This is a genomic window from Neptunicella plasticusilytica (assembly GCF_047922965.1).
In the GTDB taxonomy this organism is placed as follows: domain Bacteria; phylum Pseudomonadota; class Gammaproteobacteria; order Enterobacterales; family Alteromonadaceae; genus Neptunicella; species Neptunicella plasticusilytica.
The window spans coordinates 903,720-928,320 of record NZ_CP150481.1; the positions used below are offsets into that span (position 1 = coordinate 903,720).

Here is a 24,601-nt window from a genome sequence, read left to right on the forward strand (position 1 = left end):
TATTATATTGTCGCAGCCAGCTAGTTTAGTGGGCTGGCGGATGCATTTCGTTTTATCTAGTGCTACCGGTAGCAAATAATTGTTGACAAATTGCTACCGGTGGCAAAAACTTTTAATACTTTGTTTGCTGGATGTAAACAAAATGTAATGTGCAGATTAGGTAAATTTGCAAAAAGCTCAAATGTTTTAAGATTAAATATTCAAATGCGAATATTTAAGTTGTTATATGAATAGCTTTGCAGGTTCGGACTTGAACCACAAAAAAGCCCTGTTAGTCTCATCAGACTCGACTAAGCAGCGTTAGGAATATGTAGTGAAAATGACTGATTTTTCTCTGGAAGGTAAATGTGCTCTGGTCACTGGCGCCAGTCGTGGCCTCGGACAGGCGATTGCCATAGCGCTGGCGCAGGCCGGTGCGCAGGTGGTGTGCGCCAGTTCCACAGCAGGTGGCTGTGAGCAAACTGTACAACAAATAGAGAGTAACGGCGGCAAGGCCTTCGAACTGGATGCGGACTTAAGCAACCAAAATGCTGTAAAGGGATTAGCAGAAAAGGCAAAAGCCATTTGTGGGGATATTGATATTCTGGTCAATAACGGTGGCACCATATTCCGTCATCCGGCGGTGAGTTTTCCCATGGATGAATGGCGTCGGGTGTTGCAAGTGAATCTGGACGCCAGTTTTATGCTCTGTCAGGCCGTCGCCGAAAACATGATCAAAAACAGGCAGGGTAAAATCATCAATATCGCCTCAATGCTGTCTTATAGTGGTGGAATGACAGTACCAGCCTACACTGCCAGCAAGCATGCTATTGCCGGGATCACCAAGGCATTAGCCAATGAATGGGGCCAGCACAATATACAGGTTAACGCTATCGCGCCGGGATATTTCCGCACTGACAATACCCAAGCCTTGCAGGAAGATGCGGTGCGCAATGAAGAAATTCGTCAGCGTATTCCAGCCGGGCGCTGGGGCGAACCGGAAGATTTACAAGGCGCCGCGGTTTTTCTGGCCAGCCGGGCCAGCGATTATGTAAACGGACATATTCTGGCTGTCGATGGCGGCTGGTTAGCAAGATAGAGATATACAAGATATGACAACTGAATACGAAGTACGTTACGCGGTAGGTCAGCGGGAAGTCAAAGCATACGACACCGAGCAACTGCGGCAGGAATTTTTGGCCGACAATATTATGCAATCCGGCAAAGTTTATTGGGTGTATAGCCATTATGAACGTTTTATGGTCGGTGGTGCGGTGCCACTGGATAAAGCATTGTCGCTGGACAGTATCGATCCGCTAAAAAGCGAGACATTTTTGGCCCGCCGTGAGCTGGGCATTATCAACGTCGGTGGTGCCGGTACTGTTACCGTAGGTGAACAATGTTTTGAACTGCAAAAAGAAGAAGCATTATATGTAGGGCAAACTCGGGAAGCTGTCAGTTTCAGCTCTGCAGACGCAGCCCAACCGGCCAAGTTTTATCTGAACTCCGCGCCGGCTCATCATGCCTTTCCGCATAAAAAAGTGGGCAAACAGGACGCCAACGTGCTGCATCTGGGCAGCCAGCAAACCTCTAATGAGCGGGATATCAACCAGTTGATTATCAATGGTGTGGTGCAAACCTGCCAGTTACAAATGGGCTTGACCCGTCTGAATCCGGGCAGTGTATGGAATACCATGCCGGCTCATCAACATGACCGCCGCAACGAAGTGTATTTTTACTTTGATTTGGACCAAGGACAGGCGGTCAGTCATTTTATGGGCGAACCGAAAGAAACCCGCCATATCTGGGTAACCAACGAAAGCGCGGTGTTATCACCTCCCTGGTCAATTCACTGTGGTGTGGGTACCAGTAATTATGCCTTTATCTGGGGAATGGCCGGCGAGAATCTGGACTATGACGATATGGACAAGTATCCGCCTGATCAATTGCGCTGATTAGACAGTGTCATGCTAATAGTAGTTGGAGATAAATAAATGAAGTACTTCAGAGCCACCGCACTGCTGGTTGGATTGTTGACGTTAAGTTTACTTAGCGCCTGTGCGCGTAAAGACGATACTGTCATTTTACGTTTGGGTCATTCGCTGGATACCCAGCACACCGTGCACAAGGCGATGGTTTATCTGGGCGAGCGTCTGGAACTGTATTCCAAAGGTAAGATGAAAGTCATTATCTATCCCAGTAGTCAACTGGGCTCTGAACGCGAATTAGTCGAATTGCTGCAAATTGGCAGTTTGGCCATGACTAAAGTATCGGCCAGTCCACTGGAAGGTTTTGTGCCTGAAATGCAAATATTCAGTATTCCTTATGTGTTTAAGGATAGAGAGCATTATTGGCGTGTACTGGATAGTGAGTTAGGCAAGTCGTTGTTAAAAGGCACCGAAAAAGTGCGCCTCAAAGGCTTGGGTTACTACGATGCCGGCAGCCGCAGTTTTTATACCACTGAGGAGCCAATTAATTCTCCGGCGGATTTAAAGGGTAAAAAAATTCGGGTGCTCAATAGCCCCACCGCAGTACGTACCGTCAAGGCACTGGGTGGTGCGGCAACACCGGTAGCTTGGGGTGAACTGTACACCGCACTGCAACAAGGGGTGGTGGATGGCGCCGAAAACAATCCGCCCAGTTATTATTTGTCCCGTCACTACGAAATTTCCCGTTATTACTCGCTGGATGAACATACCTCGGTACCCGATGTAATGTTGATGAGCCTGGCGGTATGGGATTCGTTAAACGAACAGCAACAGAAATGGTTAACCATGGCGATGGCCGATTCGGTCGAGTATCAGAAAAAATTATGGCAGCAAGCATCCGACCAGGCACTGGAAGCTGTTAAAGCGGCAGGAGTACAGGTTATTTATCCGGACAAGCAACCCTTCCGTGATGCGGTGAAAGAATTTCACCATTCATTCGATGGCACCGAAGTGGGCCGGATCATGCAACAAATTGAGACAATGTAGGATAAATAATGAAGTCAATTATTCAAATATTGGACAAAATATTGGCCGCCGCGCTGATCAGTGCCATGAGCTGCATTCTGCTTGCGGTAAGCTGGCAGGTTATTTCCCGTTATCTATTAGGCGACCCCAGTTCAGTCACCGAAGAGCTGGCGCGTTTTCTGTTGATCTGGATTGGCATGTTAGGCGCAGTGTATGCCTATCGACAGAATGCTCATTTGGGACTGAATTTATTACTGGATAAAATGCATCCAGTCCGTCAACGGCTCACTCGTGCAGGGATTCAAATTGTAGTGATTATTTTTTCTGCGCTGGTATTGCTATACGGTGGCAGCGAGTTGGTGGACCTGACCATGGAACTGAACCAGATTTCCGCCGCACTGGGGATCAATATGGGTTATGTGTATGCAGTATTACCAATTTCTGGCGGGATGTTGATCCTGTATGCGCTGTTCAATTTAACCGAGTTATTCTCGACACAAGCACAGGAGAATAACTAATGGGTATGACGGCACTTGTTCTGCTAGTAGTTTTTTTTGCACTGCTGATCTTCGCGGTACCGGTTTCTTTTGCCATTGGTCTGGCCACGCTGGTAACCATGCTGATGAGTATGGATTTAACTCCGGCGGTGACCACTATGGCACAGCGGATGGCGGGCGGCTTAAACAGTTTTGCCTTGTTAGCCATTCCTTTTTTTGTGTTATCCGGACTGATTATGGGCCGCGGCGGTATTGCCAAACGGCTGATTGAATGTGCCATGGCCCTGATAGGCGCGTTGCCCGGTGGTTTGGCACTGGTCAATGTGGTGTCCTGCATGTTGTTTGGGGCGATTTCCGGTTCGGCGGTGGCGGCAACCTCGGCGATTGGCAGCTTTATGTTGCCGGAAATGAAGAAAAACGGTTATGACGAAAATTTCAGCGCTGCAGTAACGGCGGCGGCATCAACTACCGGATTGTTAATCCCGCCCAGTAATATCCTGATCATCTATGCCATTGCCAGTGGCGGCGTGTCAATCGCGGCATTATTTATGGCCGGTTATATTCCCGGCATTATGGTGGGATTAGCATTGATGGTCATCTGTATGGTGCATGCCAAGCGCAAAGGTTATCCGCTGGGAGCACGTTTACCGCTATCGATAGTGGTTAAAAAAGTCTTCGCTGCGGTACCTAGCCTGTTTTTGATCTTTTTGGTGATTGGCGGCATTATCGGCGGAATTTTCACCGCCACCGAAGCTGGCGCTATTGCGGTGTTCTACTCGATGTTATTGTCGATGGGAGTCTACCGTGAAGTGAAACCGGCGGAGTTTCCCGGCTTATTGCTTAAAGCGGGTGAAACTACCGCTATAGTGATGTTGCTGATAGCCGCTTCTACCGCCATGTCCTGGCTGCTGTCTTATGAAAATATTCCACAAACCTTCAGTAATTTCCTGCTGGGGTTAAGCGATAATCCTATCATTATCCTGTTGCTGATTAATCTGGTGTTGATTGTGGTGGGCGCCTTTCTGGATATGACGCCAGCAGTGTTGATTTTCACCCCGATTTTTCTGCCTGTGGCCATGCAGCTAGGCATGTCGCCACTGCAATTCGGCATAATGATCGTACTGAATTTGTCTATTGGTCTATGCTCACCACCCGTCGGGGCGGTGCTGTTTGTCACTTGCGCGATAGCCAAGACCAAACTGGAAAAAATTATCAAACCGTTACTGCCGTTATACGCAGCGATGTTTGTCGTGCTGATGCTGGTGACCTATGTGCCCTGGATCAGTGAAGTGTTACCTAACTGGTTAGGGTTATAAATTATGGAACGCTATCTGATCCCCGGAGTGGTACATGCCTGTGAATTGATCCGGATCCTTGCCAAACACGACAGCGGCATGACTTCGCAGCAAATTGAGACAGCGCTGGATCTGCCTCGTACCACGGTATTTCGCCTGTTACGTACCTTATGTGCCGAACAGATGCTGGAAAAACGCAACAAGAAATATTTCTGTGGTGCCGATTTGATGAATGTCGGCTTGCAAATCATCAATTCGGATCGTCTGCATCAGGTGGCTATCCCGCATGTGCAACGACTGGCATTGACCACCGGACATACTGCCCATTTAGCGGTTCCGCATCATGGTAGCGCGTTAATAGTCGAGGTGTTTGACAGCCCGCATCCGTTAAAAGTTGCCAGTCGTCCAGGACTTCGTGCGTTGATGCATTGCTCTTCGACCGGCAAAATTTTTCTGGCCTTCCTGTATTACGATAATCTGGAATTGTTGTTTGAAAACAAGACCATGGAGAAACGCACCGCCAATACCATTACCACTATGGAAGAGTTGCGCAAGGAATTGCAGCGGGTAATGGCGATTGGTTATGCGGTGGATAATCGCGAATATCATGAAGACGTGCGTTGTCTGGCCGCTCCGGTAAGAGATAAACGCGGTGTAGTCGTGGCCGCTATCGGTATTACCGCGCCTGCGGCATCATTTACCAAAGCGCAAATTCCGATGATTGCTGCCCAGGTCAAAGAAGCGGCTTGTGCAATTTATAAAGATGCTTATCAACTGGATAACGTCTTGCAGGGTAAAACAGGATGAAGCTTGTCAGCGCCGGAGTCCTGAATTAAGGTCTGCTCGTCAACTGATGCCGAGAATAATAAATGAGCGATAAAAAACCGACAATTAACGATGTTGCCAGAGAAGCAGGCGTATCCAAGCGCACTGTGTCGCGGGTAATCAACGGTTCTGAAAATGTGGGTAAAAAAACCCAACTTTTGATCCAGAATGTTATCGACAGGCTGGACTATTCGCCAGACAAACAGGCGCGCGGACTCGCCTCAAGCCGTTCGTATCTATTAGGTTTGATCTACGATAACCCGGATGCCTTGTATATCGATCAGGTACAACGCGGGGTGCTGGATGTCTGCTCCCGTCGTGGTTATGAGTTGGTAGTACATCCTTGTCAATATCGTAGTCCCAATCTGGTAGAAAATTGTCTTGGTTTTATCCGCCGTTCCAATATTGATGGCGTTATCGTATTGCCGCCAGTATCGGAATCCAGAGACCTGGCTGCGGCGTTGCGCGAAGGTTCACATTGTTATGTACGCATGGCGTCGGTGGATCTGGATGATCATATGAATATTGTGGTCTCCGATGATCGTGCTGCGATGGGCGAAATGGCTCGTTATCTGGTGTCGCTGGGACACAAAGATATCGCTTTTATCACCGGGCCACTGAATTACTACTCTGCCATCGAGCGACTGGAAGGTTTTCGCGATACCTTGCAGGAACTGGGGCTGTCGCTGTCCGAGTCACAGGTTTATGAAGGTAACAACAGTTATCAGGGGGGCATTGATTGCGCCCGTAACATCCTGAGCCAGTCAAAACGGCCTACCGCCATTTTTGCCAACAACGATGAAATGGCGGCTGGCGTATTGAAGGTGGCTCACAGTCTTGGTATTAGCGTGCCGGGTGAGCTGTCGGTAGCCGGGTTCGATGATAACTTGCTGGCGTCCAGAATTATTCCGTCGCTAACCACCATCCAGCGACCGGTCGGAGCCATGGCAACACTGGCCACCCAAAAAATTATTCAGTCAATTGAAAAAAATCTGACCCAAACTGCCGACAAGGATTTTCTGGTCAAACCCCATTTAATTATACGTGAATCAACTGCCCCCCACTCCAAGCCATAACGGTGCGTTAGAGTTGCGGGCGGTAATAAATTAAGGATCTGTAGATGAAAATAATGACCCTGACAAAAGCCTGCTGCGCAACGTTATTACTGACGTTAATGCTGGCGAATCAAACGCTGGCAGCCCAGCAAGAAAAACAAAGTTGGGCCGAACGTATGGTGCGGTCCGAAATCAAACGCCATCCCGAAGCCTGGAGCATGGAAGAAGCCAAAAAGCCCAAGTGGAACTACACCCAGGGGCTGGTATTACTGGCGGTGAGCAAGTTATATGAAAAACAACCTGATCCCGAGTTACTGGCCTATATCAAGAATTATGCTGACCTGCTGATTGACGAGAAAGGCGATATTCGCGGTTACAAGATGGCTGATTACAATATCGACATGATCAACGCCGGTAAAATTCTGTTTTTCCTGTATGAACAAACTCAGGATCCGCGTTATATGCGGGCCATGCATATTATGCGTGAGCAGCTTGCCGGTATGCCTCGCACCTCGGAAGGTGGTTTTTGGCACAAAAAGCGCTATCCGTTCCAGATGTGGCTGGATGGACTGTACATGGGCGCCCCTTTTTACGCCGAATACGCTCAGTGGTTTGCAGAAGACAAAAATACCTTCGATGATATTGTCACGCAATTCCGCTTGATTGAACAACACGCCAAAGATGCGAAAACCGGTTTGTTGTATCACGGTTGGGACGAGAGTCGCCAACAGAAATGGGCCGATCCCAAAACCGGTACTTCACCTAATTTCTGGTCACGTTCGTTAGGCTGGTATGCCATGGCACTGGTGGACGTACTGGATTATTTCCCCAAAGGTCACAAAGATCGGGAGTTCCTGATTGAAAGCTTGCAAAGTCTGGCCGCAGCGGTGACTAAGGTGCAGGATAAGTCAGGCTTGTGGTATCAGGTTACCGATCAGGGTGATCGAAAAGGTAACTATCTGGAAGCATCCGGCACGAGTATGTTGGTGTATGCCTTGGCTAAAGGCGTTAATCATGGCTATCTGGACCAACAATATATGCAAGTTGCCGAGAAAGGCTATCAAGGTTTGTTGGACAAGCTGATTAAAGTTGATGATGGACTGGTCAATATCACCCAGGTTTGTGCCGTTGCCGGATTGGGAGGCGAACCTTATCGCTCAGGCAGCTATGACTATTACGTCAATGAAATGAAACGGGACAACGATCCCAAAGCCACCGGCCCCTTTATTATGGCCAGTTTAGAGTTGAATCGTTGATAGAACCGGCAATTGTTTCAAATGTTAATAAAAAGTAACTAATCGGCGGGCCGGTTTGACGAAATGGCAGGTCTAACGTAAAATGCCACCGGTGGCAAAGATGACATTAAAACAGCGGCAGATTGCTATGTCGGGTACTCTGCTGGTAACAAGCAACAGGAGTTTGCACTTATGATGCAACGCCGATTATTTCTGAAAACGCTTTTGGCAACCGCAGTCGCGGCAGCGTTGCCGGGTTGTAGCAAAAATTCCCCGTCGGGACAGATGTCGGCTGAAACAGCCGACAGTCGCTGGACGATGGCAGAAAGTATTCGGAATTCTGTTCAGCAAACCAGTTTTGCTGATCGTGACTTTGTATTGACCGATTTCGGTGGCAAGGCCGAGCCGCAATACGACAATACGGCAGCATTTGAAGCTGCGATTGCAGCTTGTCATCAAGCCGGTGGTGGACGTGTGGTGGTACCGGCAGGGCGTTATCTGACCGGCCCTATTCATCTTAAATCCAACGTTAATCTGCACCTGCAAAAAGACGCGATAATTGCATTTAGCACTGAGCCTGCGCGGTATCTCCCGGCGGTATTTACCCGTTGGGAAGGCATGGAAATGATGGGTTACTCGCCTCTGATTTATGCTTATCAACAACATAATATTGCCGTGACAGGTGAGGGTGTACTGGATGGCCAGGCAGATGACAATACCTGGTGGCCGTGGAAAGGCCAAAACAAGCACGCGCATTGGCGGCAAGATCCGGTGGAAATCACCCAGAAACCGGCGCGAGACAGATTACAGCAAGATGTTGAGCAGGGCGTACCGCCGGAGCAACGTGTTTATGCCGATGGTGGCTATTTAAGGCCGCCATTGTTGCAGCCATATTTGTGTCAACGCGTGCTGATTGAAGGTGTCACCATTATCAACTCCCCATTTTGGCTGATTAATCCGGTGCTCAGCGAAGATGTCACCGTGCGCGGCGTTACTTGTCGCAGCCACGGACCCAACAATGACGGCTGCGATCCCGAATCCTGTAACCGGGTATTAATCGAAGATTGTCTGTTTGACACTGGCGACGATTGTATCGCGCTCAAGTCAGGGCGTAATGCCGACGGTCGCCGGGTGAATAAGCCGATAGAAAATGTACTGGTGGCTAATTGCCAGATGAAAGACGGCCATGGCGGGTTGGTGATTGGCAGTGAAATTTCTGGCGGTGCCCGTAATATCTTTATGGAAAATTGCCAAATGAGCAGTCCCGAGCTGGAGCGGGCGATTCGGATAAAAACCAATTCGGTCCGCGGTGGCCTGATTGAAAACATCAACGTGCGTAACGTCGACGTGGGGCAGGTCCGGGATGCCATCGTGATTAACTTCTACTACGAAGAAGGCGACGCTGGCCAATTTGACCCTGTGGTAAGAGATATCCATATTGCCGATCTAAACGTACAAAATGCCAAACATGCGATGGTGATCCGTGGCTTTGAGCGGGCGCCAATTCGCCATTTAACTTTGCAGAATTGTCAATTCCGACAGGTAGAAAAGCCCAGTGTGGTAGAGCATGTGCAGCAACTGGAACTGAACCAGGTGTTTGTTGCGGACATGCCACTGCTTGCCAAGGATATTGTCAGTGTATGAGTGACACTCAAATGAAATCCCTGTTAAAGATTCACCCCAACGATAATGTTGCTGTAGCCACCAAAGACTTGGTGGCAGGCGAACATTTTGACGAATTTGATTTAACCCTGTTGGACGATATTCCGGCCGGGCATAAGGTTGCGCTGGTAGATATTGCTCCGCAGCAACTTGTCATCAAATATGGTTTTGAAATTGGAGGTAGCACCGCCGAAATTAAAGCCGGTCAACATATTCATAGCCACAATCTGAAAACCAATTTATCTGACGGCACTCAATACCAGTATCAGCCCATTAAGCATCAACGGGATGCAGGCACTACTGTGCCGACTTTTATGGGGTATAAACGCGCCAACGGAAAAGTGGGTATTCGCAACGAAGTCTGGATCATCAATACAGTAGGCTGTGTTAATCGTACCGCCCAGCGTATTGCCGAGATTTGTAGTCAGCGTTTTTTCGGTCAGGCTGATGCCTTTGTGGCGTTTACTCATCCCTATGGCTGCTCACAGCTAGGCGACGATTTAAAAGATACTCGTGCCATTCTGGCCTCGCTGTTAACCCATCCGAATGCCGGTGCGGTGCTGGTGGTGGGACTGGGTTGCGAGAACAATCAGATGGCAGCCCTGCTGGATGCCGCCGGTGAATATGATCCTGAACGGGTGAAATTTTATAACTCGCAGCAAGTGGGTGATGAAGTGGAAACCGGTGTTGAAGCTATCCAGCAAATGTTGCCGCTGCTGGCGCAAGACAAGCGCAGTGAATGTCCTGCATCGGATCTGGTGTTAGGCATGAAATGCGGCGGTTCGGACGCCTTTAGCGGTATTACCGCCAATCCTCTGGTGGGAAGGATGTCGGATAAAGTCACCCATATGGGTGGAACGGCATTGTTAACCGAAACGCCGGAAATGTTCGGTGCCGAACAGATTTTGATGAACCGTGCCAAAAATGAAGATACCTTCAAGCAAATTGTTGAATTGGTTGGTGACTTTAAACAGTATTTTATCGCCCATAACCAGCCCATTTATGAAAATCCGTCACCGGGCAATAAAGCTGGCGGGCTGACCACACTGGAAGAAAAATCACTGGGCGCCATTCAAAAAGGCGGTCAGGCCATTGTCAATCAGGTGCTGGATTATGGCCAACCGGTTAGTAGTAAAGGGTTAGTGTTATTACAGGCGCCGGGTAATGATGCAGTGTCTTCGACTGCGCTGGCGGCCAGTGGTGCGCATATGGTGCTGTTTACTACCGGCCGGGGGACTCCGCTGGGCTTTCCGGTTCCCACGGTAAAAATTTCCTCCAACTCCGATTTGGCCGCGCGTAAACCGCACTGGATCGATTTTAACGCCGGCCAAGTGCTGGAAGGCACCAGTATGGATGACTGTGCCGAACAATTCTTTATGCAATTGCTGGATATTGCCTCCGGCAAGCATACCCAAAATGAACAAAATCAGAACAGAGAAATCGCTATCTGGAAACGCGGAGTGACTCTCTAATGCATATATACAGGAGCCTTTAAATGGTGAATTCAACCTCAGCCTTGTCACTCAATCCCGACCGACTTTTCCCCAGTGATCCCACGGTACGGGACATCGCGCGTCGCCTATACAGCCAGATAAAAGATTTGCCGATTATCAGTCCGCACGGGCATACCGATCCGCGCTGGTTTGCTTATGACGAAAGTTTTGGTAATGCTACCGAGCTGTTGATCCGTCCGGATCACTATGTATTTCGTATGTTATACAGCCAGGGCATTTCGCTGGAGTCCTTGGGTATTCCTCGTTGGGATGGTGGTGAGGTCGAGCAGGACCCGCGTAAAATTTGGCGTATTTTTGCCAAACATTATTATCTGTTCCGTGGTACACCATCACGTATGTGGCTGGATACCGTCTTCCATGATGTATTTGGCCTTAAGGTTCAGCTCAATGAACATAGCGCCGATCATTATTATGATCATATTACCGAGCAACTGAGCACGGCGGCATTTCGTCCTCGCGCCCTGATGGACAGATTCAATATTGAACTTATTGCCACCACTGAAGGCGCATTGGATACTCTGCCGCATCACCAGGCGATTCAGGATACGCCATGGGCTAAACGGGTGATCACCAGTTTCCGTCCCGATGATGTGGTGGATGCCTCACGGGAAGATTTTGCCGATAACATTAAAAAATTGGCCGATTTAACCGGTCAGGATACCCAAAACTGGCAAGGTTATTTGCAAGCTATCCGATTACGTCGTGAATATTTCCGCAGCATGGGGGCGACCGCCACCGATCATGGTCATCCCACTGCACGCACCGCTAATTTGTCCAACAGCGAATCCGAAAAACTGTTTGCCCTGTGCCTGTCCGGCAAAGCTGACGAGCAACAACAGGAATTATTCCGTGCGCAAATGTTGACCGAATTGGCCGGAATGAGTATTGAAGACGGTATGGTGATGCAGATCCATCCGGGCGCATTCCGTAACCATAACCCTGAACTATTTACTAAGTTTGGCCGCGACAAAGGCGCGGATATCCCGTCGCCGACAGAATACGTGCAGGCACTAAAACCCATGCTGGATAAATACGGCAATAATCCGGATTTGAATGTGATTCTATTTACCCTGGATGAAACTAACTATGCTCGTGAACTGGCGCCGCTGGCAGGTCATTATCCCAGCCTGAAACTGGGACCTGCATGGTGGTTCCATGATAGCCCTGAGGGAATGTTACGTTTCCGTCATCAGGTAACCGAAACCGCCGGTTTTTATAATACCGTCGGTTTTAATGATGATACCCGCGCGTTTTTGTCTATTCCGGCGCGCCATGATGTGGCCCGTCGCATTGATTGCCGTTTTCTGGCTGAATTGATTTCCCAGCATCGCATTAACGAAGACGAAGGTGTCGAGCTGGCGCACGATCTGACTTACAGACTGGCTAAAACAGCCTACAAACTGGATTAATAACAACCATTATGCAGCAACTTAACAGTAGTCATATCAATCAGTTACCCGAGTCGGTAATCCGCAGTGATTATAATCGTGAACAACTCGGTATTGGCATCGTGCATCTTGGCCCTGGGGCCTTTCATCGTGCCCACCAGGCAGTTTTTACTGATAATGCATTGGCTTATGGCGGTGACTGGGGCATTTGCGGTGTGTCGATGCGCAGCAAAGGGGTGCGGGATAATCTGGCCGAGCAGGACAATTTATATACTCTGGCGATTCTGGATGAGCAACCTGCCTATCAGCTAGTCGGTGCGATTAAAGAAGTACTGGTACTTGGGGATCAGCGTGAGCAGGTGATGCAGCGTTTAACTGCGCCGAGCACGCATATTATAAGTTTAACCGTAACCGAAAAAGGCTATTGCCTTAATGGTGATGGTTTACTGGATCGCAATCACGCCGATGTCCAGCATGACTTAGCTCATCCGCAGCAGCCGAATAGTGCCATTGGCTTGTTAACCGCAGCATTAGCAGTTCGCTTCGACCAAAACCTCGGCTCATTGACCATTATCAGCTGTGACAATCTGGCCGATAACGGCAGCAAGTTGGGCAAAGCCGTGGTGGCCTTTGCCCGTGAGCTGAATGCTAAACTGGCCGACTGGATTGAGGCGAATATCTGTTTTCCCAATACCATGGTTGATAGCATTACTCCTGCTACGGATGAAGCGTTAAAACAGCGAGTGGCATCGGCAATTGAGCTTAAAGACAACTGGCCGATTCAGCGTGAAGCTTTCAGTCAGTGGGTAATTGAAGATGAATTCAGCGGCCCGCGCCCGCATTGGGAAAAAGTGGGTGTGACTTTTACCCATGACGTAAGCGGTTATGAAAAAGCCAAACTGAGGTTATTAAACGGCAGTCATTCCACCTTGGCTTACACCGGATTGCGTTGCGGTTTTGAAACTGTTAGTGAAGCTGTCAGCCATCCGGCACTGCATAAGCTGATTAGCGCTATGCTGTTAGAGGAAGTGAAACCTTCTTTTAGTGCACCGCTGGAAATGGATGTGGAAGAATATATTCAGGCGATTCTCAAGCGCTATGCCAATCCACATATTCGTCATCTACTGGCGCAGATTGCCTGGGATGGTTCGCAAAAATTGCCGTTTAGGCTGCTTGGAACCATTAAAGACAATTTGGCCAAAAATAACAGTATCCGTCTGTTATCTACGGGCGTGGCGGCATGGCTGCACTTTTTGGTCAATGCGGCGCACAAGTCGCTACAAATTACCGATCCTTTAGCGGATTTATTATTGGCGAGTGCGAAAAAATGCACAGGTCATAGTGCCGAAGATGTGCAGACTCTGCTGGCGATTGCACAGGTATTTCCAGCCGAACTGGCCGCCAATCAGTCATTTAGCAAGGCAGTCACCGAAGCCTATCTGACATTGGCCGATCTCAATCCGCAAAATATTGACTCAGTACTGGGCAAGATTGAATGATGCTGTTGTGACAAGCGCTAAGAGAAAAAATACCATGAGTAAAATTATCATTTTTGGCGAATGCATGGTTGAGTTGTCGGCTATAGCCGAGCAGACCTATCAGCAGACTTTTGCCGGTGATTCCTATAATACCGCGGTGTATCTAAAACGCTGCAACCCGCGTCAGCAGGTAAGCTATTGGTCAACCGTGGGGAGTGATACGCTAAGTGAGCAGTTACTTATCAATATCAGCCAGGAAAACATAGCAACCGAGCTGGTATTGAATAGCCCGGATAAAACCCTGGGACTGTATATGATCAGTACCGATGAACAGGGGGAGCGCAGTTTCGCATATTGGCGCAGTGATTCGGCAGCCCGCCAGTCGGTTAAGCTGTTACTTAATAAAGGCGGAATCGAGCTGTTAAGCGATTGCGACTACCTGTTTTTCTCCGGAATTTCGCTGGCTATTTTATCCGAACAGGACAAGCAAAGCCTGCTGGATTTACTTAGCCAGTTACGCCAACAACATGGCTGCAAGATTATTTTTGATCCTAATTACCGGCCATTGTTGTGGAGTTCGGTTGAACAGGCGCGGATCTGGACAGATAAAGCCTATGCACTAGCGGATATCGCCTTTCCAGGTTGTGATGATCACAGGGTGCTGTACGGCCATGACAATGTTACCGATGTGCATCGCCATGTACAGGCGCTGGGTGTAAATGAAATTGTGATAAAAAATGGTGCTCAAGGCGTACAGATATTCCAGGATGGCCAGCACAGCATAGTACCGGTGCAACAGGTGGCTAATGTGGTGGACACCACTTCGGCGGGTGACGCCTTTAACGGCGGTTATCTGGCGGCCCGTTTTGCCGGTCATAGCGTACAAAGTTCAGCCAGTTTCGCAGCACAGATAGCGGCTTATGTCATAGGCCATAAGGGCGCGATCGTACCGGCAGAAACAATGAAACCTTTCCTCGAGGTAAACACCTTATGAAATTAATACTTCAGCGCTCAATCCCGGCCTTATTGACGGGATTATTGTTAATGGCCTGTCAGTCGGTCTCGGCAGCCAAGCCAATGGCATTTCCGGGCGCTGAAGGCTTTGGTCAATATACTCAAGGTGGCCGTGGTGGTCGGATTATAGTGGTTGATTCACTGCAAGATTCCGACAAAGCGCGTCCCGGCACCTTACGTTACGCGGTAAAAGCTAAAGGGCCTCGGATTGTGGTGTTTAGCGTATCGGGTGTCATTCATCTGGTTAAACCACTGGAAATCAAACAGGATTTTATCACTATTGCCGGACAAACCTCGCCCGGTGGGATTGTGGTGACCGGCTCCGAGACCCAGATTGATGCCAATCAGGTGATCATTCGCTATTTACGTTTCCGCCCGGGGGCTGAGCATGAACAGGGAGACGCGGTTACCTCCAAACGGCATCACGACATTATTATCGATCACTGTTCAATGAGCTGGGCCAATGATGAAGTGGCGTCTTTCTACAATAATACTAATTTTACCCTGCAATACAGTATTGTCAGTGAAAGCCTGAATAATGCCGGGCATGCCAAAGGCAGTCATGGTTATGGCGGGATCTGGGGTGGCCAGCGCGCCAGTTTTATTCACAATGTTTTGGCGCATCACACCAGCCGTAATCCACGTATTAACGGTTATCGCCTTAAACCTACCTACCAGCAGCAGGATGAGCTGACCGATATTCGCAATAATGTGATCTATAACTGGTCGAAAAACAGCGCCTATGGCAGTGAAAATGGCCGTTTTAATTTGGTGAATAATCTGTTCAAACCGGGGCCAGCAGAGGGGCCGTTGCGCTTTTTCCAGTTATGGGATGTGGATGATAACAAGCCTGCCGGTCAGGCCTATATCGCAGGTAATGTGATGAGCGGCCATGATGACCTGTCGGCCAATAATCTGCTGGCAATCAAGATTAAGGATGAAAAACATCTGGATAAAGCCGTGGTGGAGCGGATTAAACAAAAATTCTTGGTAAATAAAGCCTTTAACGACGCGCAATATCCGCTGGATTATCTGCAACAAACCGCACTGGACAGTTACCAAACACTCATTATGGATGGTGAAGTGGGGGCCAATCGTACTCGAGCTGGCATATATCAGGACTCGGTCGACAAGCGCGTGTTAGCCGAAATCGCCGCCGGTAATGCCACTGTCGGTAACGGCATTATCGATTCCGAATTACAGGTAATTAAAGGCTGGGACGCCTACGCACAGGAGTTTGCAACAACGGCTGCCAGCACCATTCCGGCAGAATATCTAAACGATAGCGCTGCCGCTCAGCAATGGATTGATAAGCTAGGCGCATTTTAAGGCTTTTATTGGCTGCGCGAACTGCCATTAAGCCTGTCATTCCGACAGGGTTCTGGAGCCGGAATCCATAAAGTTTAAAACCCAAAACATTGGATCTATTTCTGCGCAAATCGGCTGAGTCATAAAAGTTAAATTTGGGCGTCGCGCTGGCGACAGCAGCCAAAGGGGAATAAATGACGATTCCCCTTTGGAATCCCCCGTCACCCTTGCAGTAAAAACACAAAAAACGGGTTCAGGCATACCGATAACGCGCTAAATCCACATCCCTTCAGTTAACGCTTTCTCGACATCCTTGTCTCGAATACCGGTAGGCTAATCTGAACCCGTTTTTTGTTTACTGCAAAGGGAGGTAAAACCAAAACCGTTCGTCCTGAGCTCGAGGAACGAGTAGTCGAAGGATAAATGGATTTGAAGGATAAATTTTTCATCATTAAACCCTGTTATACCCGCGAAGGCGGGTATCCACAAACTTGCGGGTGAAAAGCCTTCTTTGTTTTTTGACTCATTAGAGGGTGAGGATCGAACTCATTGATTTAATTAACTTTGCAGAGTACCGTTAAAAAAATAAATCAGGAAAGAAGGAATTTCACCCGTCACGAATACGGGATTAATTCCTTCTATTAAATTGTTTTGTGCCGCCGACGCGCCAGTAGATGGTCAAAGGGATATAATTCAGGGTTTCTAAAACAGCGGTTTAAAGACAAAAATCGACTGGCGAGGTTGAACAATTTCTGGCAGGCTTGAAGCGTTAGCGGTGCCGCTGAAGCGAGCTTGCAGAGGACACAGCGAACCCGCTTCAAGTAAGGAAAGTCCACCCATCGGCGGTGATGGCAGATCAGGGAGAAGGTCATTGTCAAAATATCTATCAGAAAGTTCAGGCCGTTTCCCCTGCCGGATACACACAAAACAAATAGCTACATCGGACGCTGAAAGGCGCGCCGTTGAGCTAAATTGTTAGGCAATCAAAGCAAGGAGCCATGATGAATGATGAGCTAACCCGACTTATGGATCAGCTGGAACAGTCAAAAGAGAAAACTAGCGAACATTCGATTTCCTCGAAGATCAATAAGGCTACCGAAGAAAATCAAAGCCCAGAAGCTATTGCCGAAAGACTTGCGTTTGGGTTTTGCGAGGATTACTTGGATAAACAGAGTGGCTGGGGCACATATTATGGCCCGATGATGGTATGGGTTGGCGATGATGGTAAGGCCTACGAAAGCCCGAGTCTTTCCTTGGTTAACGACGATATAGTTGAGCATTGGGTAGCCCGATCACAAAACACCAAAAACCCGATAATGAAAGCCCGCTATTCAGGGCTTGTGTGGGATCTTTCAGAAGCAGCCATAGGCAGAAAGCCTGATTACAAAATCGCTATCGACTATGTAAATGCCCTTCTTGACGTGACTGATAACGATCTATGCGAACATCCAACTGAAACTATTACGAAAGTCAAAAGAGCGTATGGAGTGGCTTCCGCTTTAAATAACTCTGATTTGATTAAAAATTGCATTGAGAGTGCCATTAACCTTGAAGACAGAATTGCAGAAGATGATAAGGCCGGCCTCTGGGGGTTTTGTTTCGATCTTTTTGTGTTGGGTAAATGTAGGGATTTGTCTGGAGCTCAAGAGAAAAAACTAATAGAGGACCTCGAGTCTCGATTGGAAAGAGTTTCTAAAGATTGCTCCCCTTGGGTTTGTGAGTCAGCAGGTATTCCACTGGCCACCTATTATCGCAGCAAAGGAATGGACGCTGAAGTAACCAGAGTGGTTGGTGTTGTTGGGCGTTGTTTTGAAGGTGCGTGTGAAGGTTTGGCTGCAATGCAGGCTTCATCTTGGCTTCAGCACGTACATGATGTCTATATCAGCTTTAACATGAAAGAGGGGGCGGAAAGGGTTTCAAAGAAAATTTCGGAGGTTGGTCCGGAAGTTGTAGAAAGCATGCAGGAGTTTTCTCACAGCATGGAGATTCCTAGAGAAAAGCTCGATGCGTATCTGGATTCCATGACGAGTGGTGGCCTTGAGAAGACCCTCAATAGGATTGCGATACAGTTTCTCCCGAAAAAAGACCAAGTGCAGCAACAAGTGCTGGAGCTGGCCAAGAATCACCCGCTAACCTATTTATTTACCAAAACTCTGCAAGACCATAAAGGTAGACCTGTAGCAACTATTGGTAGTATCGAAGACGATTTAGAAGGAAACGTTATTCATCAGCTTTCCCAGAATATGGGTATTGATTCATTCTTTCTCAGGCATTCGTTTAACAAGACCTTAGAGGTTTATGGGGTGAGCGCAGATGACGTAACGAACTTTATTCTGAAGTCACCGATATTTGAAGATTCAAAAAAGGATATCGTGCAAAAGGGCGTTAAAGCTTATTTGGAAGAAGACTACATGACCGCAATCCATATTCTGGTTCCCCAGGCAGAAGCTGCGATCAGAACACTAGTTGAGTTGATGGGTGGTGCAACATTGCGAAGGAATCGGCAGGGTGGTCTGCAGTTAAGGACGTTCGATGACCTGCTCAGAGATGAAAGTGTTGAAAATTGTTTTGGTGCAGACACGTCTTTTTATTTCAGAATGCTGCTCACTGACCAAAGAGGGTGGAATGTGAGAAATGACGTATGCCATGGAATCAGTCCAGCGGGGGCATTTAATTATTCAACTGCAGACAGAGTTATGCATGTAATGCTTTGTCTGGCACAAGTGAGAGAGAGTAATGCCTAACAAGGTGCTGCTGTCGGACAAATTTTACGCTACGCTCCAAATTTTCCGCAGAGCACGGCGCTAGCAGGTCAGATATTTTTTAGTGTTGTGGTCTGTTGGTGGTGTGAAAAGTGCAATCATGCTTATTTTTCATTGTTTAACTCTCGTATTAATTAATATTGGCGCACGATGCGGTGAGGTGTTTATTTTGAAAAAGTACGCGCCTTGTCCGGACGTTCTGTTCGGTCATCCGAACAAGTCCTTTTGTTCAGGGCAAGTTAGAGTCGCTAGTTAAAACCAATATCGTTTGTCCTGAGCCATTCGATAAGCTCATGACAGGCATGAGGAACGAATAGTCGAAGGAAGGACGGATCTATTCACCCTTCGACGGCTCATTCTTCGCGCTCAGGGCGAACGCTAATGATGACCAATCGGAATAAAGTTCGGATTTTTAGACGTTAGTACGACTTTTTAATATCGCGATAAAAATTTTCGTGTGAACCTAGCGCGATCAACTCCAGGACCATGGTTCCATCTTCGTAGCTGTAGCCAAGCAATGTTAACTGTTTCACCATTTTAAATTTATGTACCCGCAAAAAGGATAAGTCGCCTTTCTTTGGCTCACCGAGCATAGGTTCTTCCATCAAGACTTTTACTGCGCTATCCAAATCTTTTTTCTGGTTTTGATGCAGCTTTTTAACGGCTTTGTTAAAATTTTGTGTCTGCAGTACCGTGGTAATCTTAGCCAAAATGATACGGCTCCAGCTTGCCCGCTTCTTTTTCCGCTTGTGATATTATTGCCTGTTTTACAAACTCATAGGGCAAGTCGGGGTTGTCTTCCATCATCTCGCCAATTTTAGCCCAATGTTCTATTTGCTTGGGCATGGTGCGGTTTAATGCTTTACTCATTATTGTTGCTCTTTCAACTAGCTCCTGATCTAGTCTGACGCTTGCAGTTGCCATGATTGCCTCTTGATAAATTAATGAAAGTTAATTGTAGCAAGGCGCTACAAATGTAGCAATTTGCCCGTTGGGCTACGCATCAACAATATAACAAGTTATCCTTGGTGTTCGGTTAAGTTAGTTATCAATCCAATAACCAAGGAGTCATCATGAACGATCTTATCGAAACCATGATTTCTTGCCCCTATTGTGGCGAGCAGATTAGCGTTACGGTAGAAATGCTGGAGGAAAGCCAGGAATATATCGAGGATTGTCAGGTGTGCTGCCGGCCGATTGTGTTTACTATTGGTTCGTCAATGGACGAGTATCCGGAAATATCGGTTCGCGCGGAAGACGATACGTTTTAATGTTTCATTTATTTTTGCATTTTCTGGTGCCTGCACTAATGGCGGTATTCTTCTTCCCCAAGCGTTGGAAGCGGGCTTACTTGATAATGATGGCCACCATGCTGGTTGATATCGATCATTTGCTTGCCAATCCCGTTTATGACCCGGGTCGTTGTAGTATCGGTTTTCATGCCTTGCACCAGTTATGGCTGGTACTGTTGTATATCCTGTTATGTTTTGTGCCCAGAACCAGACTGATTGGCCTGGGCTTAACCATACATATGGCGCTGGATGCGATAGATTGCAAAATGACTAATGGAATGTGGATTACTTAACCCCAGGCTCGCATCATCAGTATCACCAAACCTACTTCAACAGCATTGCCAAAACCGTGAGCCACAATCGGGGCGAGCAGACTGCGGGAACGTTCCATCAGCCATACGTAAACCAGACACCAGATAAAGGCATATAACTGTTGCGCAATAGCCAGATGCAGCGGGTCGACGATAAAACTGTGATAGTGGGCCACTGCAAACAATATCCCCACAATATAGGCTGCTATCGGCAAATCTATGCGGCCTATTTTAATCCGGCCCGGCACCAGTACGACCAGCATTCCGACCAGCAGCCCTCTAAAAATGGTTTCTTCGGCCAATCCGGTCGACATCATCACCGTTAACCAGCCTAATGCACCCGATAAATCTGTATTGTAGGCGGCCTGAGGGGCGGTTTGGCTAACAATATCCGGACCATAGTCAGCCAGCAACATAATAACACCCATGCTAATGCCGACAACGATAGCCAGCCCCACATAGGAACGAGCAGGAGGCCAACGTAAATGGCTATCCGCTTCAGGCAAAAAGTGGCGCATCACCATAATGCCGAGCAACCCGCTCAGCGCCTGGAACAATATCGCCATGCCGACAAACGCCCAGACATGCCCGGACAGCAATTCGGTATTCTGATGGTAGATCCAGCGCGCCAGCTCGCGGGCCGGAATCAGACACAGTTGCATAATTACCGCAGCCAGTAATATCGGCCATAAACGAAATTTAACGTCACGAACTTGGATTAGTCGGCTCATCTCAGTCACTCTACAGGTTTGAATGACGCTAGCTTATCAAGGAGCGGTGACCAAATTCTTGAACGAATGTTGCAATTGAGGAAGGTTGCGCCAATAACCCGGCGAGAAGCCGCTAATACGTTTAATCGCCCGGCTCATATGTGCCTGATCGGCAAAGCCCAGATTGGCCGCAATGTCTGCCAGTGACAGGGCGCTACTGACAATCTGGTACCAGGCCTGATGACTGCGAGCCTCGACCCGATATTGGGTGGGATTAATCCCATAAGCTGACTGAAATTGTCTGAATACGGTTTCGCGACGCAGACCATTCTGTGCAGCCCATTCACTAATGGCAGGCGGATTGGCCAATTTGAGTTGTCGGGCTAACTGGTCTACCGGATCGGATTCGCCAAGGTTACCCGGCTGTATTTGTTGCAGCAACGCTTGGCGAGCCTGAGTCGGATCTTTTTCGGCCAAAGTGACTAATACATCCGGATCGGCCAGTTGCCAATAACCACCAAGGTGAGCGTGTTGCATCGACAGGGACAGGTTCAGTACTTCGGTTTTTGCTGTTGTCACTCTGTCCATATGACTTGAAAAAGGCGCGTGGATCAGCACATCGCCGGCACTAACCCGCCAACGCCCATGATCGCCAGCCTCCATATAGCCACCTGCAAGCACTACAGCAGCATAGGGCTGGATATGCCTATGGCGGGGAATATGTTGAGTGTGATGTAAGCGTTGACGTAATTTCATACTGCGGGTCTAACAAATTAAGCGGCCAGGGCGAAGGTAAAAGAGCATGGTCGATTGTTCAACCTGACTGATGAACTGCGAATAAGATTAACTGCATTTCAGACTTGACAGCTTGCAGCCATACATTGACGATAGCGCCTGTCTAATTCAATGATTTTTCGAACAATATTGCTCCGGTAGACATTCCTCAACCGGCAATGTTGCAGGAACCCTTTTATGTTAAGCAAAATTCCTCATTTGTTACTCTCTTGCGCCATCGGCGTATTGTCTGGTCAGACGCTGGCGGCTGGTTCAGTTGATTATATCGACCCGTTTATTGGCACTGGCCCTGACGGGCATACGTTTCCCGGTGCAGTGGCGCCTTTTGGGATGGTACAGCTCAGCCCGGATACCCAGATCCGTACCGGTGGCGATAGTTATAAATGGTGTGCCGGTTATTTGTATACCGACACCACCATTCAGGGCTTTAGTCATACCCATTTTTCCGGCACCGGCCACAGTGATTTAGGCGACCTTTTGCTGATGCCGATGAGTCACGAGCCACAACTGGAACCGGGGCCGGTGGAGCACCCGGAGCAGGGCTACCGCTCCCGTTTCAGCCATGAGCAGGAAAGCGCCAAAGCCGGTTATTACTCGGTTGAATTACTGGATGAAAACATTAAAGCCGAGTTAACGGCCACCGACCGAGTGGGCATGCATCGTTATACCTATCGGGATGTGGATAAAGGCTACGTGATTATGGATTTGACTACGTCCATTTATAACTTTGATCGAAAAGTGCTTTGGAGCGATATTCAGCTTAGCCCCGATAAGCGCAGCCTGACAGTGTTTCGTTCCACTAATGGCTGGGCCAAGTATCGGCCAATGTACTTTGCTATTGAGTTTTCCCAGCCGATAACCGAGGTAAAAATTTATAATCAGGATGACCATCATTATCGTAACCGCCCCGGTTATCGTCCCAGCCATACCGGCACCTTGATTAACAGCAATAGTAATACCGCCGGAAGTAAAGCACTTAAAGCGGTGTTCCGTTTTGATCAGGTTGCCACGCAACCATTGGAGATTAAAGTCGGTGTATCGTCGGTCAGCCGTGCTGGCGCCAAAGCCAATTTGGCCACCGAAACCCCGGACTGGGATTTCGACAAGGTGGTAAAGCAAACCCAGGATAAATGGAGCAAGGTGACCAACCAGTTTGAGATTGAGGGCACCGACAGTCAGAAACGCCAGTTTTATACCGCGCTGTATCATGCCTATCAGGCACCGTCGATTTATCAGGATGTAGATGGCAACTATCGTGGTGTTGATGGCGATATTCATCAGAGCAAAGATTTTATTAATTACACCACTTTTAGTTTGTGGGATACCTACCGGGCATTGCATCCGTTGCTGACCTTTTTAGAGCCTGAACGTACCGGCGATATGGTGCAATCCATGCTGGCGCACTACCAGCAAAGTCCTGATCAGATGTTGCCGATTTGGTCATTCCAGGGCAATGAAACCTGGACCATGATCGGTTATCACTCGGTGCCAGTCATTGTGGATGCTTATCTAAAAGGGATTAAAAATTTCGATACCAAACTGGCATTGGATGCCATGTTAAATACCTCTCAACACGGGTCTTACGATGGTCTGGATGATTATATGCAGCTGGGCTATGTGCCGATGGACAAACAGGGCGAGTCGGTATCCAAAACCATAGAAATGAGTGTGGATGATTTTGCTATTGCCCGTTTTGCCGAGGCACTGGGTGACAATAGCATCGCTAAACAGTATTACCAGCGGGCTAAAAATTATCGCAATGTATTTGATACCAGTATCGGATTTGTGCGCGGTAAAGACAGTCAGGGCAAATGGGAAACACCCTTTGATCCACAAGAAGCCAAACTCTATGGTTCATTTACCGAGGGGAACAGCTGGCAATACAGCTTTGCCGCCCAGCACGATATCAAAGGCACGATTGAATTGATGGGCGGCGATGAAAAAGTCAGCGAAAAGCTCGACCAGCTTTTTACCCAGCCACTGGATGCCGAAAAATTCAAGGAACATGAAGACATCGCCGGACTGATTGGCCAGTATGCCCACGGCAATGAGCCCAGCCATCATATTGCTTATTTGTACAACTACACCGGCCAGCCGTGGAAAACTCAGCAGCGTATCCGCCAGATTATGGATACCTTGGCTTCGGATAAACCCGATGGTCTGGCGGGGAATGATGACTTAGGACAAATGTCGGCCTGGTATTTATTTTCCAGTCTGGGCTTTTATCCGGTTACCCCCACCAGTTTGACCTATGTGCTCGGCGCTCCGCAGTTGCCTAGCGTGGTAATGCATTTACCCAATGGCAATAGCTGGCAAGTGGAAGCCAAAGGGATTAGCGAACAAAATCAGTATATTGGTAGCATCCAGCTTAATGGTGTGCCGTTAAGGCGCAGTTACCTGACTCATGCGGAGATTATGGCCGGTGGCAAGCTTTCCATCACCATGCAGGCTGAACCGAATAAAAAATGGGCAACGGCAGTTCGGGATCGTCCTCAGATTCAGGCGCTTAACGTCGGGATATAAACCC

Annotated in this window: 22 protein-coding genes; 18 read left to right on the forward strand and 4 right to left on the reverse strand. The window is 48.2% G+C overall.

Annotated elements, in window-relative coordinates:
• Positions 1 to 319 precede the first annotated feature (319 nt).
• From kduD to V1467_RS04010, 15 genes are all read left to right on the forward strand, one after another.
• On the forward strand, positions 320 to 1,078 hold the full coding sequence (gene kduD / locus V1467_RS03940; protein WP_416308643.1) for a 2-dehydro-3-deoxy-D-gluconate 5-dehydrogenase KduD: 759 nt from the start codon (positions 320 to 322) through the stop codon (positions 1,076 to 1,078).
• A gap of 13 nt (positions 1,079 to 1,091) precedes the next feature.
• A complete protein-coding gene (gene kduI / locus V1467_RS03945) occupies positions 1,092 to 1,934 on the forward strand; it encodes a 5-dehydro-4-deoxy-D-glucuronate isomerase (protein WP_416307504.1) in 843 nt (280 codons plus the stop codon).
• 39 nt (positions 1,935 to 1,973) lie between these two features.
• Entirely contained in the window at positions 1,974 to 2,954 is a 981-nt protein-coding gene (locus V1467_RS03950; protein ID WP_416307505.1) for a TRAP transporter substrate-binding protein, read from the forward strand.
• A gap of 8 nt (positions 2,955 to 2,962) precedes the next feature.
• Entirely contained in the window at positions 2,963 to 3,451 is a 489-nt protein-coding gene (locus V1467_RS03955) for a TRAP transporter small permease (protein ID WP_416307506.1), read from the forward strand.
• A complete protein-coding gene (locus tag V1467_RS03960) occupies positions 3,451 to 4,746 on the forward strand; it encodes a TRAP transporter large permease (protein ID WP_416307507.1) in 1,296 nt (431 codons plus the stop codon). The genes V1467_RS03955 and V1467_RS03960 overlap by 1 nt, the downstream gene beginning before the upstream one ends.
• 3 nt (positions 4,747 to 4,749) lie before the next feature.
• Positions 4,750 to 5,532 carry an IclR family transcriptional regulator gene (locus tag V1467_RS03965; protein WP_416307508.1) on the forward strand — a complete coding sequence of 261 codons (783 nt, stop codon included), beginning with the start codon at positions 4,750 to 4,752 and terminating at the stop codon, positions 5,530 to 5,532.
• 62 nt (positions 5,533 to 5,594) lie between these two features.
• A complete protein-coding gene (locus V1467_RS03970) occupies positions 5,595 to 6,626 on the forward strand; it encodes a LacI family DNA-binding transcriptional regulator (protein ID WP_416307509.1) in 1,032 nt (343 codons plus the stop codon).
• A 44-nt stretch (positions 6,627 to 6,670) separates the two neighbouring features.
• On the forward strand, positions 6,671 to 7,861 hold the full coding sequence (locus tag V1467_RS03975) for a glycoside hydrolase family 88/105 protein (protein WP_416307510.1): 1,191 nt from the start codon (positions 6,671 to 6,673) through the stop codon (positions 7,859 to 7,861).
• A 171-nt stretch (positions 7,862 to 8,032) separates the two neighbouring features.
• Positions 8,033 to 9,484: a glycoside hydrolase family 28 protein gene (locus tag V1467_RS03980; RefSeq protein ID WP_416307511.1), complete on the forward strand. Its 1,452-nt coding sequence runs from the start codon at positions 8,033 to 8,035 to the stop codon at positions 9,482 to 9,484.
• Positions 9,481 to 10,974 carry a UxaA family hydrolase gene (locus V1467_RS03985; protein WP_416307512.1) on the forward strand — a complete coding sequence of 498 codons (1,494 nt, stop codon included), beginning with the start codon at positions 9,481 to 9,483 and terminating at the stop codon, positions 10,972 to 10,974. The genes V1467_RS03980 and V1467_RS03985 overlap by 4 nt, the downstream gene beginning before the upstream one ends.
• A gap of 23 nt (positions 10,975 to 10,997) precedes the next feature.
• Positions 10,998 to 12,425: a glucuronate isomerase gene (gene uxaC / locus V1467_RS03990; RefSeq protein WP_416307513.1), complete on the forward strand. Its 1,428-nt coding sequence runs from the start codon at positions 10,998 to 11,000 to the stop codon at positions 12,423 to 12,425.
• An 11-nt stretch (positions 12,426 to 12,436) separates the two neighbouring features.
• Positions 12,437 to 13,903 (forward strand): mannitol dehydrogenase family protein, encoded by a 1,467-nt coding sequence (locus V1467_RS03995; protein ID WP_416307514.1) that lies wholly within the window; start codon positions 12,437 to 12,439, stop codon positions 13,901 to 13,903.
• A 34-nt stretch (positions 13,904 to 13,937) separates the two neighbouring features.
• Entirely contained in the window at positions 13,938 to 14,876 is a 939-nt protein-coding gene (locus tag V1467_RS04000) for a sugar kinase (RefSeq protein ID WP_416307515.1), read from the forward strand.
• Positions 14,873 to 16,225: a pectate lyase family protein gene (locus tag V1467_RS04005; protein WP_416307516.1), complete on the forward strand. Its 1,353-nt coding sequence runs from the start codon at positions 14,873 to 14,875 to the stop codon at positions 16,223 to 16,225. The genes V1467_RS04000 and V1467_RS04005 overlap by 4 nt, the downstream gene beginning before the upstream one ends.
• A gap of 977 nt (positions 16,226 to 17,202) precedes the next feature.
• Positions 17,203 to 18,948 carry a DUF4209 domain-containing protein gene (locus V1467_RS04010; RefSeq protein ID WP_416307517.1) on the forward strand — a complete coding sequence of 582 codons (1,746 nt, stop codon included), beginning with the start codon at positions 17,203 to 17,205 and terminating at the stop codon, positions 18,946 to 18,948.
• 437 nt (positions 18,949 to 19,385) lie between these two features.
• Here V1467_RS04010 and V1467_RS04015 read toward each other — a convergent pair whose 3' ends face one another.
• Both V1467_RS04015 and V1467_RS04020 read right to left on the reverse strand, forming a co-directional pair.
• The gene (locus V1467_RS04015) at positions 19,386 to 19,676 is read right to left on the reverse strand and encodes a type II toxin-antitoxin system RelE/ParE family toxin (RefSeq protein ID WP_416307518.1); all 291 of its coding nucleotides are present in this window, start codon (positions 19,674 to 19,676) and stop codon (positions 19,386 to 19,388) included.
• A complete protein-coding gene (locus tag V1467_RS04020; RefSeq protein WP_416307519.1) occupies positions 19,669 to 19,890 on the reverse strand; it encodes a TA system antitoxin ParD family protein in 222 nt (73 codons plus the stop codon). Before V1467_RS04020 ends, V1467_RS04015 begins: the two co-directional genes overlap by 8 nt.
• A 149-nt stretch (positions 19,891 to 20,039) precedes the next feature.
• Between V1467_RS04020 and V1467_RS04025 the strand changes: the two genes are divergently transcribed.
• Both V1467_RS04025 and V1467_RS04030 read left to right on the forward strand, forming a co-directional pair.
• Positions 20,040 to 20,237: a CPXCG motif-containing cysteine-rich protein gene (locus V1467_RS04025; RefSeq protein WP_416307520.1), complete on the forward strand. Its 198-nt coding sequence runs from the start codon at positions 20,040 to 20,042 to the stop codon at positions 20,235 to 20,237.
• A complete protein-coding gene (locus V1467_RS04030; RefSeq protein WP_416307521.1) occupies positions 20,237 to 20,551 on the forward strand; it encodes a DUF6122 family protein in 315 nt (104 codons plus the stop codon). The genes V1467_RS04025 and V1467_RS04030 overlap by 1 nt, the downstream gene beginning before the upstream one ends.
• Here V1467_RS04030 and V1467_RS04035 read toward each other — a convergent pair.
• Positions 20,548 to 21,300: a CPBP family intramembrane glutamic endopeptidase gene (locus V1467_RS04035; RefSeq protein ID WP_416307522.1), complete on the reverse strand. Its 753-nt coding sequence runs from the start codon at positions 21,298 to 21,300 to the stop codon at positions 20,548 to 20,550. The genes V1467_RS04030 and V1467_RS04035 overlap by 4 nt on opposite strands.
• 36 nt (positions 21,301 to 21,336) lie before the next feature.
• Positions 21,337 to 22,035 (reverse strand): helix-turn-helix domain-containing protein, encoded by a 699-nt coding sequence (locus tag V1467_RS04040; RefSeq protein WP_416307523.1) that lies wholly within the window; start codon positions 22,033 to 22,035, stop codon positions 21,337 to 21,339.
• Positions 22,036 to 22,251: 216 nt separating this feature from the next.
• Between V1467_RS04040 and V1467_RS04045 the strand changes: the two genes are divergently transcribed.
• On the forward strand, positions 22,252 to 24,597 hold the full coding sequence (locus V1467_RS04045; RefSeq protein ID WP_416307524.1) for a GH92 family glycosyl hydrolase: 2,346 nt from the start codon (positions 22,252 to 22,254) through the stop codon (positions 24,595 to 24,597).
• Positions 24,598 to 24,601: the final 4 nt, after the last annotated feature.